13 protein-coding genes and 1 tRNA gene are annotated in these 17953 nt (G+C 70.9%); 8 read left to right on the top strand and 6 right to left on the bottom strand.

The genetic code is table 11. The features are described from left to right. Positions 1-156: 156 nt before the first annotated feature. Complete coding sequence (locus tag QE410_RS06900) at positions 157-1236, top strand: VIT1/CCC1 family protein (protein WP_307329704.1); 1080 nt, start codon at positions 157-159, stop codon at positions 1234-1236. 712 nt (positions 1237-1948) lie between these two features. Here QE410_RS06900 and QE410_RS06905 read toward each other — a convergent pair. Then, on the bottom strand, positions 1949-2995 hold the full coding sequence (locus tag QE410_RS06905; RefSeq protein WP_307329707.1) for an isopenicillin N synthase family oxygenase: 1047 nt from the start codon (positions 2993-2995) through the stop codon (positions 1949-1951). A 470-nt stretch (positions 2996-3465) separates the two neighbouring features. Here QE410_RS06905 and QE410_RS06910 point away from each other — a divergent pair, with 470 nt between their 5' ends. Further along, a complete protein-coding gene (locus QE410_RS06910) occupies positions 3466-4545 on the top strand; it encodes an IS1249 family transposase (protein ID WP_307334389.1) in 1080 nt (359 codons plus the stop codon). 111 nt (positions 4546-4656) lie between these two features. On the opposite strand, the gene QE410_RS06915 is transcribed toward QE410_RS06910, so the two are convergent. Continuing rightward, positions 4657-4742 (bottom strand) — tRNA-Leu (locus tag QE410_RS06915). A gap of 217 nt (positions 4743-4959) precedes the next feature. Here QE410_RS06915 and QE410_RS06920 point away from each other — a divergent pair. Together QE410_RS06920 and QE410_RS06925 are read left to right on the top strand one after the other, a co-directional pair. Then, positions 4960-6261, top strand: a complete 1302-nt coding sequence (locus QE410_RS06920; RefSeq protein ID WP_307329710.1) for a M20/M25/M40 family metallo-hydrolase — start codon at positions 4960-4962, stop codon at positions 6259-6261. A gap of 8 nt (positions 6262-6269) precedes the next feature. Then, on the top strand, positions 6270-7118 hold the full coding sequence (locus QE410_RS06925; RefSeq protein ID WP_307329712.1) for an undecaprenyl-diphosphate phosphatase: 849 nt from the start codon (positions 6270-6272) through the stop codon (positions 7116-7118). Between the two features lie 309 nt (positions 7119-7427). On the opposite strand, the gene QE410_RS06930 is transcribed toward QE410_RS06925, so the two are convergent. Next, positions 7428-8450 carry a sugar-transfer associated ATP-grasp domain-containing protein gene (locus QE410_RS06930; RefSeq protein ID WP_307329715.1) on the bottom strand — a complete coding sequence of 341 codons (1023 nt, stop codon included), beginning with the start codon at positions 8448-8450 and terminating at the stop codon, positions 7428-7430. A gap of 45 nt (positions 8451-8495) precedes the next feature. On the opposite strand from QE410_RS06930, the gene QE410_RS06935 reads away from it, so the two are divergent. Both QE410_RS06935 and QE410_RS06940 read left to right on the top strand, forming a co-directional pair. Then, on the top strand, positions 8496-9131 hold the full coding sequence (locus QE410_RS06935; RefSeq protein WP_307329718.1) for an alanine racemase: 636 nt from the start codon (positions 8496-8498) through the stop codon (positions 9129-9131). Further along, positions 9128-10159 carry an alanine racemase gene (locus tag QE410_RS06940; RefSeq protein WP_307329721.1) on the top strand — a complete coding sequence of 344 codons (1032 nt, stop codon included), beginning with the start codon at positions 9128-9130 and terminating at the stop codon, positions 10157-10159. Before QE410_RS06935 ends, QE410_RS06940 begins: the two co-directional genes overlap by 4 nt. A gap of 64 nt (positions 10160-10223) precedes the next feature. Here the strand turns inward: QE410_RS06940 and QE410_RS06945 are convergent, their stop codons facing one another. Then, entirely contained in the window at positions 10224-10442 is a 219-nt protein-coding gene (locus tag QE410_RS06945) for a hypothetical protein (RefSeq protein ID WP_154924054.1), read from the bottom strand. Positions 10443-10607: 165 nt separating this feature from the next. Here QE410_RS06945 and QE410_RS06950 point away from each other — a divergent pair, with 165 nt between their 5' ends. Further along, the gene (locus QE410_RS06950) at positions 10608-12677 is read left to right on the top strand and encodes a type IIA DNA topoisomerase subunit B (protein ID WP_307329726.1); all 2070 of its coding nucleotides are present in this window, start codon (positions 10608-10610) and stop codon (positions 12675-12677) included. A 489-nt stretch (positions 12678-13166) separates the two neighbouring features. On the opposite strand, the gene QE410_RS06955 is transcribed toward QE410_RS06950, so the two are convergent. Next, the gene (locus tag QE410_RS06955; RefSeq protein WP_307329729.1) at positions 13167-15632 is read right to left on the bottom strand and encodes a DNA topoisomerase (ATP-hydrolyzing) subunit A; all 2466 of its coding nucleotides are present in this window, start codon (positions 15630-15632) and stop codon (positions 13167-13169) included. A gap of 71 nt (positions 15633-15703) precedes the next feature. On the opposite strand from QE410_RS06955, the gene QE410_RS06960 reads away from it, so the two are divergent. Continuing rightward, the gene (locus tag QE410_RS06960; RefSeq protein ID WP_307329731.1) at positions 15704-16822 is read left to right on the top strand and encodes an alkaline phosphatase family protein; all 1119 of its coding nucleotides are present in this window, start codon (positions 15704-15706) and stop codon (positions 16820-16822) included. 94 nt (positions 16823-16916) lie between these two features. On the opposite strand, the gene sepH is transcribed toward QE410_RS06960, so the two are convergent. After that, positions 16917-17942, bottom strand: a complete 1026-nt coding sequence (sepH, locus tag QE410_RS06965) for a septation protein SepH (RefSeq protein ID WP_307329734.1) — start codon at positions 17940-17942, stop codon at positions 16917-16919. Positions 17943-17953 lie beyond the last annotated feature (11 nt).

Below are 17953 nucleotides of genomic sequence, written 5' to 3' on the forward strand. Positions count from 1 at the left end.
CCCGGGGCCATTTCGCGTGCCCGAAACGCTGGCACCGTGACGCGGCATCCGCGTCTTTCCAGGCTTCGGAGGCCCGAAATGCTGTCAGTTTCGATCGACGCGCCCGGGGGAGCGCGGTCGCCTCATTACGGTTGTGGGCGACCCGAAGGAGCCCCAGTGACGACCCTTGCCACCCCCACCGCTCGCGACCGCCGCCGCTGGGCGCGCTATCTCGTCGACGAACGCGCCGAGGCACGCGTGTACCGCGAACTGGCCTCGCGTCGCACCGGCGAGGAGCGCGACATCCTGCTCGCGCTCGCCGAGGCCGAGGGGCGCCATGAGCAGCACTGGATCGAGCTGCTGGGGGAGAAGCCCCAGCGACTCCCGCAGCCCGGCATCGGAACGCGCATGCTCGCGTGGATGGCCCGCCGTTTCGGCTCCATCTTCGTGCTCGCGCTCGCGCAGAACGCCGAGGCCCGTTCGCCCTACGCCGATGAGCCGTACGCGACCGCCGCGATGGCCGCCGACGAGCGCGTGCACCACGAGGTCGTGCGCGGGCTCGCCGCCCGCGGCCGCCGCCGCCTCTCCGGCACCTTCCGCGCCGCCGTGTTCGGCGCCAACGACGGCCTCGTGTCCAACCTCGCGCTCGTCATGGGTGTCGGGGCGACTGGCGTCGCCCCGAGCTTCGTGCTGTTCAGCGGCATCGCGGGCCTGCTCGCGGGAGCCCTGTCGATGGGCGCGGGGGAGTTCGTCTCGGTGCGCTCGCAGCGCGAGCTGCTGAAAGCCACCGAAGAGAGCGACTTCGCCGACTCGGCCCTGCCCCACCTCGACCTGAATGCCAACGAGCTCGCCCTCGTGTACCGCACGCGCGGCATGGATCCGGATGCCGCACTGACCAAGGCCCGCGAGGTGGTCACGGCCGCGCAGTCCGGCACCGCCCCGGCGGCCGCCGCCCCGGGGGAGAGCGCGCACGACGTCGTCGGCAGCGCGTGGGGCGCGTCGATCTCGAGCTTCCTGTTCTTCGCGTCGGGTGCGGTCGTCCCGGTGCTGCCGTGGATCTTCGGCATGAGCGGCGTCGGCGCGGTCGTGCTCGCTCTCGTACTCGTCGGCATCGCCCTCATGGCGACCGGCGCCATGGTGGGGCTGCTCTCGGGTGCCTCGCCGCTCAAGCGCGGGCTGCGCCAACTCGCGATCGGCTTCGGCGCCGCCGCCATCACCTACGTGCTCGGCCTGCTGTTCGGAGTCTCCGCGGCCTGACGAGCGCCGCCGCCGCGGCGCGGGCGGTAAGAGCGGCTCGACCGGCGGCAGCGACTCGACCGGCGGCGCCGCCGAAAAACGCTCTTTGCGTCGAGACACGTCGCGTCGTGGCGTTTCCCAAAGCGAACGGCGTTTCTCGCGCGCGGGGGCGCCGGCGCGGCGGGGCTGCCGACGGCGACTCGACCGGCGGGGGCGCCGGCGCGGCGGGGCTGGCAACGGCAACTCGACCGGCACTGCCGCCGAGAAACGCTGTTTGCGACGAGACACGCCGCGTCGTGGCGTCTTTCAGAGCGAACGGCGTTTGTCGCGCGCGGCGGCGCCGCTGCCGCCGGCGGCGGCGCCGCTGTCGCCGCGGGGCCGGTGCCGCGGCGGGGCCGGCGATAGCGGCGGGGCCGGTGCCCCCATCGAGAAACGCCGTTCGTGACGAGACACGCGCCGTCATGGCGTTTTTCAGAGCGAATAGCGTTTCTCACGCGCGTCGCCGGCGGCGGCGCCGCGGCGGGTCCGGCGCCAGCGGCTCGGTCGCCGCCGCCGCCGAGAAACGCTGTTCGCGATGAGACACGCGGCGTCGTGGCGTTCCCGGTCGCGAACGGCGTTTCTCCCACGCGGCGGCGCCGCTGTCGGCACCAACGCGCGGCGGCGGCGCCGCTGTCGGCGCTGGAGCGCCGCTGCCAGCGCCGGAGCGCAGAGGCGCCGAAGTACGGGGCCGGCGTCAGCCGCGCGTCGCCGCCGCCACCCGTGCGGCCTCGCGCACCGCGCCGACGTTCTTCCGACCCGCGCGTGAGCCCGCGAGTTTGGCCGTGATGTGCTCGCGCACCGTCACGGGGTCGTACAACGCCGGTGCCTCGGGCGACACGAAATGCGGCAGCGGTGCGATGACGGCATCCGCGTTCCCGTCGTGGAAGAACGCCGCCGACCGCCGCCGCTCGATCGTGCCGTCGATGACGGGCGGCTTCACCCGGTGCAGCGTCGACAGCCACTTGTCGTTCGTGAGGCGCGCGGCCACGTCGCCGAGGTTGACCAGCAGAGCGCCTTCGGCGGGCGCCACGTCGTTCCACGAGCCATCGAACCCGAGCACCTGGAGCCCCGCCACCCGATCCGCCCACAGCACCGTGACCAGACCGAAGTCGGTGTGCTCGCCCATCCCCGTCAGCTCCGCGCCGAGCTCGATCGACCCCGGCGGCAGGGCGTAGTTGTTCATCCGCAGCACGTCGATGGAGTGACCCGTGATGCCGTCGAAGAAGTCGTCGGGCACCCGCAGCGCCGCCGCGAACACCCGTGTCAGCGTCCGGGCCACGCGTCGCGCTTCGTCGTAGTACGCGGTCACGGCCGGCTCGAAGGTCGAGGCCTCATCGGGCCAGGTGTTCTCGGCGTAATCGGCGGGCGTCGCGGTCGTCCCCGGATACTCCCGCCACGACGTCCCCACGTTGAACGCCTCGAAGAAGTCGTTCATCCGCGTGACGGGGTCGACGCCGAGGCTATAGCTGAGCGACTCGCTCTTCGGCGGGCTGTACCCCCGGTTCTCGGCCCCCGGTCGCACGTACCGCTTCTTCTCGTCCAGCGGCAACGCGAAGAACGCGTCGAGCGCCGCCGTGAAGTCACTCAGAACCCCATCCGGGATGCCGTGCCCCACCACCTGCATGAATCCGACGGTGCGGCACGCGTGATCGACGGCGGCGACGACCGCCGCGCGCGCATCGGGCGAGCCGGGGCCCTCCCACGCGGAGATGTCGATCGTGGGCACACGGAAGGAAGGCATGCTCCGACGCTAGGCGGGGCGTGTCACGCCGGTGTTTCGCGGGAGTCACGCGCGCGTGGATGCCGGGAGGCCAGCGCGGATAGATGGATGCCGCGGAGCCCGGCACGAATGGGCCGGGAGCGGGTGACGCCGCCGCGGGCGGGCGTGCGGGGCGGCCACGAGCGGCGTGGGCCCAACCCCGAACGGGTTCGCGGCCGACCCGCCCGCAGATAACGAAGAAGGCCCCGGGATGAACCCGGGGCCTTCTTGTTCTGTGCGCGAGGGGGGACTTTCCCCACCGCCCCTCCACCCGCCGCTACGCGGCGCGCGGAGCCTCCGGCGGCGTGGGCCCAACCCCGAACGGGTTCGGGGTTATAGGTCAGGAATAGTGGATGAATCCTCGATCTAGCCGCGTGATTCCGGGGTAGAACGGGGATCGGTATGGTCCGCGACCCTTAGTCGTGGACCTTCCCTCGAATCAGGGCTCGTGCGTGGTATGCGGGTCGAAGCTGGTGAAGAACGGACGACACCCCTCAGGAACGCAGCGGTGGCGGTGCCGGCCGTGCGGGTCCTCCACTATCCGTCGGCGCCCTGACGTTACCCGCCGCGAACAGCTGCACCGGTTCCTGACCTGGCTGATGGGCAAGGCCTCACAGGCCGAGCTCGCCAGCTCCCGCAGCGCCCGCTCGTTCCGTCGCGACACCGCGTGGTGCTGGGCCCTCGAGCCGCGCCTGCCCGTCACAGGCGAAGTACACGAGGTGATCCTGGTCGATGGGATCTGGATCGAAACGTGGTGTCTACTCATCGCCCTCACCACCACCAACACCGTCGTGGGATGGCAGTGGGCCGCCCGCGAATCGGCTGCTGCCTGGGGCGCGCTGTTCGAGAGCATTCCCGCCCCGACGGTGGTGGTCACCGACGGCGGCTCCGGGATCCGTTCCGCCCTCGCCCTGCACTGGCCCGCCACCGCCATCCAACGCTGCATCTTCCACCTGCAGCTGAACGTCACCCGCGAACTGACAAGGAACCCGCGCCTGCGCGCCGGCAAAGACCTGCGCCAGATCGCCCTCGCCCTCAGCGGCATCCACACCGTCGACGACGCCATCACCTGGCGCCTCACGCTGGAAGCCTGGTGGAAGACCTACGGGCACCTCCTGCGCGAACGCACCCTCTATGACAACGGCCACTTCGGTTACACCCACAAACCGCTCCGCAAAGCCTGGGCGATCTTGCACCGCGTCGCCGAGAACGAACACATGTTCACCTTCATCCGCCACGACGCCCCGCGCACCACCTCACGCCTCGAAGGACTCAACGCCCAGATCAGGCACCTCCTTCGCCATCACCGGGGCATGCCGATCCAGCATCAACGCCGCGCCGTCGAATGGTTCCTGCTGCTGCACGAAGTCCCCATCGACCACGCCCACAGCTACGCCCACGCCCCCACAACGCCAACCCCGCACGAGGACGCCACCATCGACCTCGAGGACCCCACCCCAACCCTCTACGACAACGGCCTCGACGCCACCGAAGGCCTCTGGCTCAGAACAGGATGGGCAGGACGAGGATGACACGCCCGACCCCATCCACTATTTCTGGCCTATAAGCCCCGCCTCGCGGCCGCCCCTCCCGCAGATAACGAAGAAGGCCCCGGGGATGAACCCGGGGCCTTCTTCGTTCTGTGCGCGAGGGGGGACTTGAACCCCCACGCCCGTTAAAGGGCACTAGCACCTCAAGCTAGCGCGTCTACCTATTCCGCCACCCGCGCATCTGGGTGAATTGTCGCTTGCGCAACGAGGAACGACATTACCACGCCGCGAAGCCCGACTCGAACCAGCGACGCAGCCCGGGCGCGTCCGACCGCGCCACCCACAGCGGACCCCGGTCGTCCATCGGCCGGCCACCCGTCCTCCCCAGGGCGCGCGGCGAGGGAACCGAGGGACATGCGACGGGAGTCGTCCTCGCGTCCCGGTACGGTAGTGCGCATGTCCGAGCCCGAAAACGTCGTCCCCGAGGTCGCGCGCATCGCGTCCGACCTCATCCGGTTCGACACCTCGAACTACGGCGGAGGCCGCTCCAACGGCGAGCGCGAGGCGGCCGAGTACGTCGGCGCCTATCTCGAAGCACTCGGGCTCGACACCGACTACTACGAACCCGTCGCGCGCCGCACGAACGTCTGCGCCCGCGTCCCCGGCCGCAATCCCGACAAGCCCGCGCTCGTGCTGCACGGCCACCTCGACGTCGTGCCCGCCGTCGCCGACGACTGGAGCGTCGATCCCTTCGCCGGCGAGATCCGCGACGGCATCCTCTGGGGCCGCGGAGCGGTCGACATGAAGAACATGGACGCCATGATCCTCACCGCCGTCGCCGACCTGCTGCGGGCGGGCGAACGGCCCGAGCGCGACGTGATCGTGACGTTCTTCGCCGACGAGGAGAACGGTGGCGTCGAAGGCTCGGGTCGGGTGGTCAAGGACCGTCCCGAATGGTTCGCCGGGGCCACCGAGGCCATCAGCGAGGTGGGCGGCTATTCCATCGCCGTCGGCGACCGGCGCGCCTACCTGCTGCAGGTCGGAGAGAAGGCGCTGCTGTGGATCAAGCTGGTGGCCCGCGGCCGTGCCGGCCACGGGAGCCGCCTGCATCCCGACAATGCGGTCACCCGTCTCGCCGAAGCCGTCGCCGCCCTCGGGCGCACCGAGTGGCCCATCCGGCTCACCGACACCACCGCCGCCCTGCTGGCGGGATTGGCCGAGATCACGGGTGACCACGCGGGCGATCCTGACGCCCTCGCGCGGCGTACCGGCGCGGCGGCGAGCTTCGTCCAGTCCACCCTGCGCACCACGACGAACCCGACGGGCCTGACCGCCGGCTACAAGCACAACGTGATCCCCGATCGCGCCGAGGCGCTCATCGATGTGCGGGTGCTGCCCGGCACCGAGGAGGCCGCCCTCGCCGACGTCCGTCGGATCGTGGGCGACGGCGTCGACATCGAGATCGTCCATCGAGACGTCGGACTCGAGGTGCCCTTCGCCGGCGACCTGGTCGACGCGATGGTCGCGCAGCTCGGTCGCCACGACCCGGGCGTTCCCGTCGTCCCCTACCTGCTGGGCGCGGGGACCGACAACAAGGCCCTCTCCACCCTCGGAATCTCCGGTTACGGATTCGCGCCGCTGCGACTTCCCGCCGATCTCGACTTCACCGGAATGTTCCACGGTGTCGACGAGCGCGTCCCCGTCGACGCGCTCGAGTTCGGTCGACGTGTTCTCGCCGACCTCCTCCGGACGTACTGAAGGACCGCATGCATATCTTCGAGGTCATCATCCTCGGGCTCGTTCAGGGCCTCACCGAATTCCTCCCCATCTCTTCCAGTGCGCACCTGCGCATCGTGGGCGAGTTCCTCCCGTCGCAGACCGACCCCGGCGCGACCTTCACCGCCATCACGCAGATCGGCACCGAGCTCGCCGTGCTGATCTACTTCCGCGCGAAGATCGCCCGCGTCATCTCGCGGTGGTTCCTTTCGCTCAGCGGCAAGGTGCCGCGCAACGACCCCGACGCCCGCATGGGCTGGCTCGTGATCATCGGCACCATCCCCATCGCCCTCCTCGGCGTGCTGCTGCAGAGCCTGATCCGCGACAACTTCCGCAGCCTCTGGATCACCGCTGTCGTGCTCATCGTCTTCGGCATCCTGCTGGGCCTCGCCGACCACTACGGCAAGCGCCGCCGCGACCTCGACGACCTCACCTACCCGCACGGCATCGCGTACGGATTCGCCCAGGCCCTCGCCCTCGTTCCCGGCGTCTCGCGGTCGGGCGCCACCACCACGCTGGGCCGCGCGCTCGGCTACAAGCGCACCGCCGTGGCCGAGTACTCGTTCCTGCTGGCGGTGCCCGCCGTGTTCGCTAGCGGACTGTTCGAGCTGTACAAGAGCTTCGACGAAGGCACCGGCCCCTACAACCTGGGCGAGACGGCCGTCGCGACGGTCATCGCGTTCGTCGTCGGTTACCTCGTGATCGCCTTCCTGATGCAGTACCTCAAGCGCGGCAGCTTCCTGCCGTTCGTGATCTACCGCGTGGCGCTCGGCATCCTCGTCATCGTGCTGCTGCTGCTCGGTGTCGTTCCGGCCGAGTCGGCCATCATGGCCGGCTGACCGCCCGTCTCACTCCACCGGCGCCGAGCCCTACGGAGTCGGATGCCACGGCATCCGTCGTTCCGCGGGGCTCGGCGCCGTCGTTCCTGCCGTAGCGCGCGGAGCCGGGTCCCCCAGCGTCCGTCCTCCCCAGGGCTCGGCACCGTCGTTCCCGCCGAGACGGCGGCGAGCCTGCGCGCGAGCGATTGGCAGCGAGCGGCCGACGTGCTCGTCCTCGTTCGGCACCACCGGCCGGCGGCCCAGTCCGCCCCGCAGCGGCAGAGCGAAGGCCCGCCCCCGATACGGGAGCGGGCCTGTCGGCATCCGGGATCAGAACCCGATGGCCGCCCGGTAGCGCGGCTTGTGTCCGGTGCGGATACCGGTGACGCTCGGCTTGTTCTCGTACACGCCCGCGCCCCAGTTGCCCTCGACGAGCACGGGGCCGTCGGGGCCGACGACGATGTCCCAACCGACGTACTGCACCTGGGGCACGACGCGGGCGACCTGGTCGACGAACGCCGTGACCTCGTCGATCATCGGCAGCTGGAAGTCGGCGATGCGCACGCCCGAGTCGGGGTGCACCTCGTGCACGTGGCCGTGCGAGTCGTAGCCGGCCCCGAGGGCGTGACCGTTCTCGTCGAGCATCGTGTAGAAGCCGCCGAAGGTCATCTGGTCGCTGACGGCGCCGCGGCCGAACTTCTGCGCCATCGCGAGGATGTGGGTCTTCTGCCCGTCGAAGAACGCTGTCACGCGCGTGGTGTTCACGGTTCCGGGGCAGACGGCAGCGAGGTCGTCGTGCTGGCGGATGACCTCTTCGACGAGGATCTCGCCCCGCTCGAGCAGGCCACGGTGGAATGCGCCCCAGTCCTCGACCTCGGCGGCGTGGTAGCGGTGCACGCCGGTGCCGGCCTGACCGACCGGCTCCTTGGTGACGATGGTGCCGAGGCGCTCGGTGAACGCGCGCAGCTCGTCGGCGTTGTCGGCATCCACCACCATCCAGTCCCGGCGCAGGAACTCGCTGAAGCGGCGGTCGAAGGCCACCTTGTCTTGGAAGATGCCGCGGAAGTCGGGGTGGTCGTACTTCTGCGAGATCTGGTTCGACACCGGGTGCGTCATGTAGGTCGCACGCTCGGCCGGGGTGAGGATGGCGAAGTCGTAGTCGATGTAGTCCTGGAACCCGACGTTCTTCACGCCCGCCTGGAAGAGCATGTCGGCGACGACCAGCGGCATGGCCTTGCCGTGCTGGGCCGACGCCTCTTTGGCTCGTTCGATCACCGAGCCCACATCGATGCGGCGGGCGCGATCGGCGAGGTAGCGCAGACGGGTGACGGGGGAGAAGCCCTGGCTAGGCATGCACGCTCCGGGGTCGGGGATGACGGACCCCGTTAGTCTAGATGCGTGACCTCCACGCTCCCCGCCCGCACGCCCGGGGCCGGGGGAGTCGCCCCGGTGGCCCTCCTCTCCAAGGCCGCGCTACGGCGCAATGCGTCGCGGGCGGTGGGCGGTGACGACGACGTGCTCGCTGCCGACGGCTGGGGCCACGGTGCCGAGTGGGTGGCATCCGTGCTGTCTGAACAGGGCTTGGATGCCGCCGGCCTCGACGCCGCGACACTGTTCGGTCTGCCGGGCTCCGACGCGCGACCGGTGCTGTCGCTGCGCGGCCGCGCGTTGGGTACGAAGCCGCTGCTGCGGGGCGAGGGAGTGTCGTACGGGTACACGCACCGCGCGGCGGACGACACCACCGTCGCCCTGGTGACGGGGGGCTACGCACAGGGCATCGTGCGTTCGCTGGGGAACACCGCCACCGTCGCGATCGACGGGCGCCGCCACCGGATCGTGGGCCGCGTGGCGATGGACGTCTGCGTCGTCGACGTCGGCCACACGCCGGTCTCCCGCGGGGCGGAGGTCGTGTTCTTCGGCGATCCGGCGCGCGACGAGCCCTCCCTGGCGGAATGGACGGATGCCACGGGCTGGAGCGCAGCCGAGATCGTCGCCGTCGTGGGCGCGCGAGCCGAGCGCCGGGTGTCGGCGTGAGCGCCGAGTATCGCGTCGACCTGGGCGCCTTCCGTCAAAACCTCCGCCGCGTCCGCGAGGCCGTCGCCCCGGCGGCGCACATGCTCGTCGTGAAAGACGATGCGTACGCCCACGGTCTCGAGACGCTCGTTCGCGAAGCCCGGGACGAGGGCGTGCGCTGGTTCGGGGCGTTCGATGTCGCCACCGGCGCGGCCGTGCGGGCGATCACCGGCCCCGACGCGCGCATCTTCGTCTGGCTGATCGGGGGCGCCGACGACCTGCGCGCCGGCGTCGCCGCCGACCTCGATCTCGGCATCGGCGACGAGGCGCTCCTCGACGACCTCGCGGCTCTCTCAGCCGCTCCGGCCCGCCTGCACCTGAAGATCGACACGGGCCTGCACCGCAACGGCATCCGTCCGGAGCGCTGGGATGCTGCGCTCACACGCACCGCCGAGCTCGTCGGTCAGGGCCGAGCGGTTCTCGAGGGGATCTGGTCGCACATCTCGGAAGCCTCGGATGCCGACGACGACGACGCCCGCGCGCTCTTCCTCGCCGCGCGCGACGCGGCGCGCGCCGCCGGCCTCGTGCCCCGTTACTCGCACCTCGCCGCCAGCGCCGCCGGATTCGCTCGCGGAGAGTTCCGCGAAGACCTCGTGCGCGTCGGGGCGTTCTCGTACGGCATCCGTCCTGCCGGAGGCCCGGGCGAGGCGGAGCTCGGCATCGAGCCCATCGCGGCCCTGGTCGCCACGGTCACCGCCGTCGGCCCGGCGGGCGTGCATCTCGACATCGGCAGCCTGCACGGGCTCCCGAGCGCCCTGAGCGGTCGGTTCGATGTCGCCACCCCGGCGGGGCCGCGCCGCGTGGAGGCGATCGGTGCGACCTCGACGGCCGTCGCCGTGTGGGACGACGCGCGGGTCGGCGACGAGATCGCCGTCTTCGGGCGGGGAGCCCTGCGAAGCGCGACGGACCTCGCCGAGCTGATCGACACCATCGGCGAAGAGATCGCGTTGCGCGTCTCCCCGTCGATACCCCGGGTGTACCGGGGCTGAAACGCAGAACGGGCCCCGCCTCACTCGCTCAGGGAGTGATCGGGGCCCGTTGCCGACGGAGGGCTCAGTCGGCGGAGGTGAGGCGTGCCGTCTCGTCGTGCCACGAGGTGGCGACGCTGCGGAGCTTCTCTTCGTACTTGCGGCCGTGGTGAGCGCAGAACAGCAGCTCGCTGCCGTTCACCTCCGCGGCGATGTAGGCCTGTGCGCCGCAGGAGTCGCAGCGATCCGCCGCCGTCAGGCGGTGGTCGAGAACAGTCGCGTCGGGTGCAGTCGTGGTGGTCATCTCGGGTGCCCTCCTCATGTGGTCGTGGGCGAGTCTCCATATACAACCACGCGGATGTTTCCCCTATGCCGCGCCTTGATCACATTTCGCTGTGCGCGTACGGTGGCCCAGGCCCGCTGTGTGTCTGGCAGGCGATGTCGGTGGCCCCGATTACGCTGGCTAACCGTGACGTCCGAGTACTCCGCCCACCACCTGCAGGTCCTCGAGGGTCTCGAGGCCGTGCGCAAGCGCCCCGGCATGTACATCGGCTCCACGGACTCCCGCGGCCTCATGCACTGCCTCTGGGAGATCATCGACAACTCCGTCGACGAAGCGCTCGCCGGTCACGGCAGTCGCATCGACATCGTCCTCCACGCCGACGGCAGCGTCGAAGTCCGCGACCGCGCGCGCGGCATCCCTGTCGACGTCGAGCCGCGCACGGGTCTCACCGGTGTCGAGGTGGTCTTCACCAAGCTCCACGCGGGCGGCAAGTTCGGCGGCGGCTCGTACGCGGCATCCGGTGGTCTGCACGGTGTGGGCGCGTCGGTGGTGAACGCGCTGTCCGAGCGCCTCGACGTCGAGGTCGACCGCGGGGGCAAGACCTACGCGATGTCGTTCCACCGCGGCGAGCCCGGCCTCTTCGCCGGCGACGGCCCCGACTCGCCCTTCACCCCGTTCGAGCGCAGCAGCGAGCTGCGCGTCGTGGGCAAGGCTCCTCGCGGCGTGACGGGCACCCGCATCCGCTACTGGGCCGACCGGCAGATCTTCACGAAAGACGCCGCCTTCGGCCACGACGAGCTCGTGCAGCGGGTGCGCCAGACGGCGTTCCTCGTGCCGGGGCTCGAGATCGTCGTGCTCGACGAGCGCGCCGAGAAGCATGTCGAGACGAGCTACCGTTTCGACGGCGGGATCTCGGAGTTCGCCGAGTTCCTCGCCCCGGATGCCGCGGTCACCGACACCTGGCGCCTCACCGGCACCGGAACCTTCACCGAGACCGTTCCGGTGCTGCAGCCGGGCGGATCGATGGTGCCCACCGAGGTGCAGCGCGAGTGCGCGGTCGACATCGCGGTGCGGTGGGGCACCGGCTACGACACCACCTCCCGTTCGTTCGTCAACATCATCGCCACCCCCAAGGGCGGCACGCACCAGCAGGGCTTCGAGCTGGGCCTGATGAAGGTTCTCCGCGCGCAGGTCGAGCAGAACGCCCGCAAACTCAAGGTCGGCAACGACAAGATCGAGAAAGACGACCTGCTCGCAGGGCTCACTGCCGTGTTGACGGTGCGTCTGCCCGAGCCGCAGTTCGAGGGCCAGACGAAAGAAGTGCTGGGCACTCCCGCGGTGCGGCAGATCGTGGCATCCGTCGTGCAGAAAGAGCTCGCGGCACGCTTCGCGTCGGTCAAACGCGACGACAAGACGCAGACCGCGCAACTGCTCGAGAAGATCGTCTCCGAGATGAAGGCGCGCATCTCGGCGCGCACGCACAAAGAGACGCAGCGGCGCAAGAACGCGCTCGAGTCGTCGTCGCTGCCGTCGAAGCTCGTGGATTGCCGCTCGAACGACGTCGACAACTCCGAGCTGTTCATCGTCGAGGGGAACTCCGCGCTCGGCACCGCGCGCGACGCCCGCAACAGCGAATACCAGGCGCTGCTGCCGATCCGCGGCAAGATCCTGAACACGCAGAAGGCCTCGATCAGTGACATGCTGTCGAACGCCGAGTGCGCGTCGATCATCCAGGTGATCGGCGCGGGGTCGGGGCGCTCCTTCGATCTCAGCGCAGCGCGCTACGGCAAGATCATCCTCATGAGCGACGCCGACGTCGACGGCGCGCACATCCGCACCCTGCTGCTGACACTGTTCTTCCGGTACATGCGGCCGCTCGTCGAGGCCGGCCGCGTGTTCGCCGCCGTCCCGCCGCTGCACCGCGTCATCGTGATGAACCCCGGCTCCAAGCCGAACGAGACGATCTACACCTACAGCGAGCAGGAGCTGCACGCGCTGCTCGCGCGCCTGAAGAAGGCGAACAAGCGGTGGCAAGAGCCCATCCAGCGGTACAAGGGACTCGGAGAGATGGATGCCGACCAGCTCGCCACCACCACGATGGACCGTGCCGGCCGCACCCTGCGGCGCGTGCAGGTGGAGCACATCGAGCGGGCGGCGGAGGTGTTCGACCTGCTGATGGGCAGCGAGGTCGCACCCCGCCGGGAGTTCATCATCGACTCGAGCGACCGCCTGGCGCGCGAGAGCATCGACGTCTGACCGCACCGCCGCACGGGCCCGCTCGGTGCGGCGGTGCGCACGCGCCACGGGACGTGGGCGATACGCCGCGCCGCCGCCGTTTCGTGCCGGCGCGCCGCTGACGATCGCCCCGCGGCCGTGCCCGGGCGTCACCGCCGCACGGCCGCGCCCGTGCACAATGGCAGAGATCCCGCACGACACGCCGCGACGCCGGCGTCTGCACCGGCGTGTCTCCCACAATCCCCGCAGCTGTGCACGGGCACCGCGACCGCGGGGCCTCCCCGCAGCTGTGCGCGGGCACCGGGGCCGCGGGGCATTCCCGCAGCGCCGCCGCGGGCACCGCCGCCCCCGTGCACAACGGCAGAGGTCATACCCGACACGCCGCGTCGACGGCGTCTGCACCGGCGTGTCTCCCACAATCCCCGCAGCTGTGCACGGGCGCCGCGACCGCGGGGCACCCCGCAGCTGTGCACGGGCGCCGCGACCGCGGCGACGCCCGCCGGCTCGGGCTCAGCGCACGACGGTGCCGATGGCGCCGACGACGGCGTCGAGCGGTTGGCCCGACGCGTCGCGCTTCGCGCCCGGCTCGGGCAGCGTCCGCATGGACCCGTCGCTGCCGACCGCGCGCGGCTCGGTGCCGATCCATGCGAGCACGAGCGCGTCCTCGCCGCGAAGCAGACGCTGCGCACGCACACCGCCCGTGGCACGCCCCTTCGCCGGGAATTCGGTGAAGGCTGAGACCTTCGCGCTCCCGGCATCCGTTCCGGCAAGCGCCGCCGTGGAGCCGGCGACCGTCACCACGACCGCGTCGAACGACGAGGCCCCGACGACCGCGAAGGCGATCACGCGCGCGCCGTCCGACAACCGGATGCCGGCCATGCCTCCGGCGGAGCGTCCCTGCGGCCGGACCGACGAGGCGTCGAAGCGCAGCAACTGCGCGTCGCTGGCGACGAAGACCAGCTCGGCGTTGTCTCCCGCGGGCGCGGCGCCCACCACCCGGTCGCCGTTGCGCAGCGCGATGATCTCGATCTCGTCCTTCGCGCCCAGCTCGCTCGCAGCGACGCGCTTGACGACACCCTGCTCGGTGCCGAGGGCGATCGTCGGACCACCGGTGAGGGGAACGAGGGCGACCAGCTGTTCGCCCTTGCCGAGCGGCAGATACTGCTCGACCTTGATCCCCGCGGCCATCTGTACCGAATTGGCCGGCACGGACGGCAGGTCGACGGGGGAGAAGCGCACCAGACGCCCTGCCGATGTCACCGCGCCGACGTCGCCGCGCGTCGTCGTGTCGACCGAGGACCGGATCGCGTCGTGCTTCGAGCGGCGCGTCGGAGCCACCACACCCCCGCCCGGTGCGTCGGCGACGAGCTCGGCGCGCACCATGCGTCCGGTGGCCGAGAGGTAGACGCGGCACGGGGCGTCGGCGATCTGCAGGTCGGCGGCGGCCGCGGCCTTCGCCGACCGCGGTTGCACCGGCCCGCCGTTGAGCAGCATCGTGCGCCGCGGGGTGCCGTACGCCTCGGCAGCGGCATCCAGTTCCTTCGCGACCTGCTGGCGCAGCAGCGTCTGGCTGCCGAGCAGCTCGACGAGCTCGGCGATCTCGGCGTTCAACTGGTCGCGCTCGGCCTCGAGCTCGATGCGCGAGAACTTCGTCAGGCGCCGCAGCCGCAGCTCGAGGATGTACTCGGCCTGCGCGTGCGACAGATCGAAGACCTCTTGCAGACGCGTGCGTGCGGCCTCCCCGTCATCGGAGGAGCGGATGACCTGGATGACCTCGTCGATGTCGAGGATCGCGATGAGCAGACCCTCGACGAGGTGCAGGCGCTCGCGCTTTCGCGCCAGGCGGTACTCGCTACGCCGCGTGACGACGCGGATGCGGTGATCGAGGTACACGCGAAGCAGGTCGCGGAGCCCGAGCGTCTGCGGCTGGCCGTCGACGAGGGCGACGTTGTTGATGCCGAACGAATCCTCGAGCGGGGTCAGGCGGTAGAGGTGCTCGAGCACGGCCTTGGGGTCGAACCCGGTCTTGATGCCGATGACGAGACGCAGACCGTGGTGGCGGTCGGACAGGTCGGTGACGTCGGCGATGCCCGTCAGCTTCTTGGCCTGAACGGCATCCTTGATCTTCTCGATGACGCGCTCGGCGCCGACGAGGTAGGGCAGTTCGGTGATGACGATGCCGGTGCGTCGCGGGCCGAGCGACTCGATCGACGCCTTCGCGCGCGTGCGGAAGGTGCCGCGACCGTTGGTGTAGGCGTCTTTGATGCCGTCGAGGCCGACGATGATGCCGCCCGTCGGCAGGTCGGGTCCGGGGACGAACTCCATGAGCTCTTCCACCGTGGCATCCGGATGCTGGAGCAGATGCGTCGCCGCGGCGACGACCTCGACGAGGTTGTGCGGCGCCATGTTCGTCGCCATACCGACCGCGATACCGGTCGCGCCGTTGACCAGCAGGTTGGGGAACGCCGCCGGCAGCACCTCGGGCTGCTGGAACTGTCCGTCGTAGTTGGGGATGAAGTCGACGACGTCTTCGTCGAGGTTCTCGGTCAGGGCGAGGGCGGGGGGAGCGAGGCGCGCCTCGGTGTAGCGCGAGGCCGCGGGGCCGTCGTCGAGCGAACCGAAGTTGCCGTGACCGTCGACCAGGGGTACGCGCAGCGTGAAGTGCTGCGCGAGACGCACGAGCGCGTCGTAGATCGGGGCGTCGCCGTGGGGGTGGAGCTTTCCCATCACCTCGCCCACCACGCGGGCGCTCTTGACGTGCCCGCGGTCGGGCCGCAGGCCCATCTCGGCCATCTGGTAGAGGATGCGCCGCTGCACGGGCTTCAGTCCGTCGCGGGCGTCGGGGAGCGCGCGCGAGTAGATGACGGAGTAGGCGTATTCGAGGAACGACCCCTGCATCTCGGTCGAGACATCGACGTCTTCGATGCGCTCGGCGACGGCGGACGACGCGGAGGAAGAGGAACGGGAATCGGGCATGTGAAGGGCCTCGGGTCGAGCGGGCGTCCGGGACGGACGGGGATCGGGCGTCGTGTGGAAGACTTGCCCCGATGTCACTCAGCCTACCGGCGGACCCGCCGCGTTCCCGGAGCCTCACCGGTGTGCTGGCGCAGTCGATCGCCGCACTCGAGGGCGCGTCGCACTGGCTCCCGCCGGCCCGCAGCGTGATCGTCTTCCTCGTCGACGGCCTCGGCGCCCACAACCTCGCCGCCCGCCGCGGTCACGCGCGCTTCCTCGCGGCGGCCGGCGGTCGGCGCGATGTGGCCCGCACCGTCTTCCCGTCGACGACGGCCGCCGCCCTCACGAGCCTGCTCACCGGTGTCGATCCCGGCACCCATGGCATCGTCGGCTACCGCACGCGAATCCCCGGCACCCTGAGCGCACCGAACCAGTTGCACGGGTGGGAGACCGACGGACTGGACCCGCTCACCTGGCAGCGGGCGGAGCCGCTCTTCGCCGAGCGTGCCGGCCGCGCCTTCGTGGTGTCGAAACCCAGCTACACCGGCACCGGCTTCACCGAGGCCACGCTGCGGGGGGCGTCGTTCTTCCCCTCCGACGACCTCGACGAGCGCGTGCGCATCGCCGCCGACCTGGCCGCACGGCATCCGGGATCCGTCACCTATCTCTACGCCCCCGAGCTCGACACCGCGGGGCATCGCGACGGGTGGGAGTCGGATCGCTGGACCGACACCCTCGAGCGCGTCGACGCCGCCGCCCGGCGACTCGCCGGCCTCATCGACGCGCGCACCGGTGTGCTCGTCACCGCCGATCACGGCATGGTCGACGTGCCCGCGCACAAGCACGTGCTGCTGCGCGCGGGCAATCCCCGGCTCGACGGCGTCGCCCTGCTCGGCGGGGAGCCGCGCATGCTCCACCTCTACGCGGAGGAGGGGCGGGCGGATGCCGTGGCCTCGACGTGGGCGCAGAGCGAGGCAACGCGCGCCTGGGTCATGACGCGCGACGAGGCGATCGGCGCCGGGTTGTTCGGCGCGGTCGACGACGAGGTGCGCCCCCGCATCGGCGACGTCCTGGTCGCTGCGCGCGGACGCACCGCGTACTACGACGACCGCGAGCCCGACAAGCGTCCCCAGAAGATGGTCGGCCAGCACGGATCGCTCACCGATGAGGAGCGCACGGTCCCGCTCCTGCGTCTGGGTGCGTTCGCCTGACGGTGCCGGATGCCGGGCGCCCGGCATCCGTTCCGCTCGCCGCTCCGCCGCACGGTGACGATGCCGTCACCGCCGCGGCATCCGCTCGAGGGATTCAGCTCTCGTCGGAGCGGGCTCCGAAGACGATCTCGTCCCATGACGGCATCGACGGTCGGCCTTTCGCGCGTCGCGCCGGGTCGGGCTGCGCACGCTCGGGCTCCGGCGCCGGCGGCTCGGGCTCGGCGACGTATTTCGGCTCGACGGCGTCGAACAGTGCGACGGGGGGACCGACCGGACGCAGCTCGGGCTCCGTCTCGGTCGTGCCGGGGAGCGGCTCGCGCTGACCGCGACGGCGCCGGAGCGCCTCGAGCAGGTCGGCCGTCTCCGACGACGTGACGGGGGCGTCGGGGGCGCGCTTGATCGCCGCGGCCTGCACGGCGGGGGCGACCGGGCCGGTGGCCTCGACCCCCGGTTCGTCCTCGATATCGAGGCGGCGCGGGCCGAAGGATCCGCTGTCGAAGCGGGACTCGTCCTTCTGCACGCTGTCGAGGGCGCGCAGACGGGGGATGAGGCCCTCGGGCAGCGAACCCTGGCGCGAGAGTTGGATCGCGTCGGCGTTCTGCGGCGAGAGGGTGCTGCGGCGCGGATCGAAGCCCCATCGCGCGTCGTGGTCGATGCCGTTGGCGGTGAACTCGAGCTTGACCATCCAGCTCGTGCCCTCCTTCCAACTCGTCCATCGCTCGGCCGAAGCGCCGGCTTCGGCGAGTTTCGCGCGCACCGCCGCGCCGAAGGTGATCGGGGCGTCGTGCTCGAGCGTGCCGCCGAGCAGCACCGGCACGGCCAGCGCTTGGCTGACGACGTGCTCGCGCTCGGCGAGCACCGGACCCTCGAAGCGCTCGATGTCCTCGACGCGTGCGTTCAACAAAGACGCCACCTCGCGGGCCGACATGCCGGCTCGGATGTGCGCCTGGATCTCGCGGGGGCTGGGACGCGGGGCGCGGTCGTCGTCCTCGCGGTCCCGGCGGGCACGGCGCGCTTCGGCGCGCAGTACCTCGTCGAGGGGGAGGGCGAAGCGCTCTCCCGCCTGGGTCGCCACGACGAGGACGTCATCCTCGGTTCCGATGACTTTGAGCTGTTCCATGCGAAACACCC

Source organism: Microbacterium sp. SORGH_AS_1204, from assembly GCF_030818935.1.
In the GTDB taxonomy this organism is placed as follows: Bacteria; Actinomycetota; Actinomycetes; order Actinomycetales; family Microbacteriaceae; genus Microbacterium.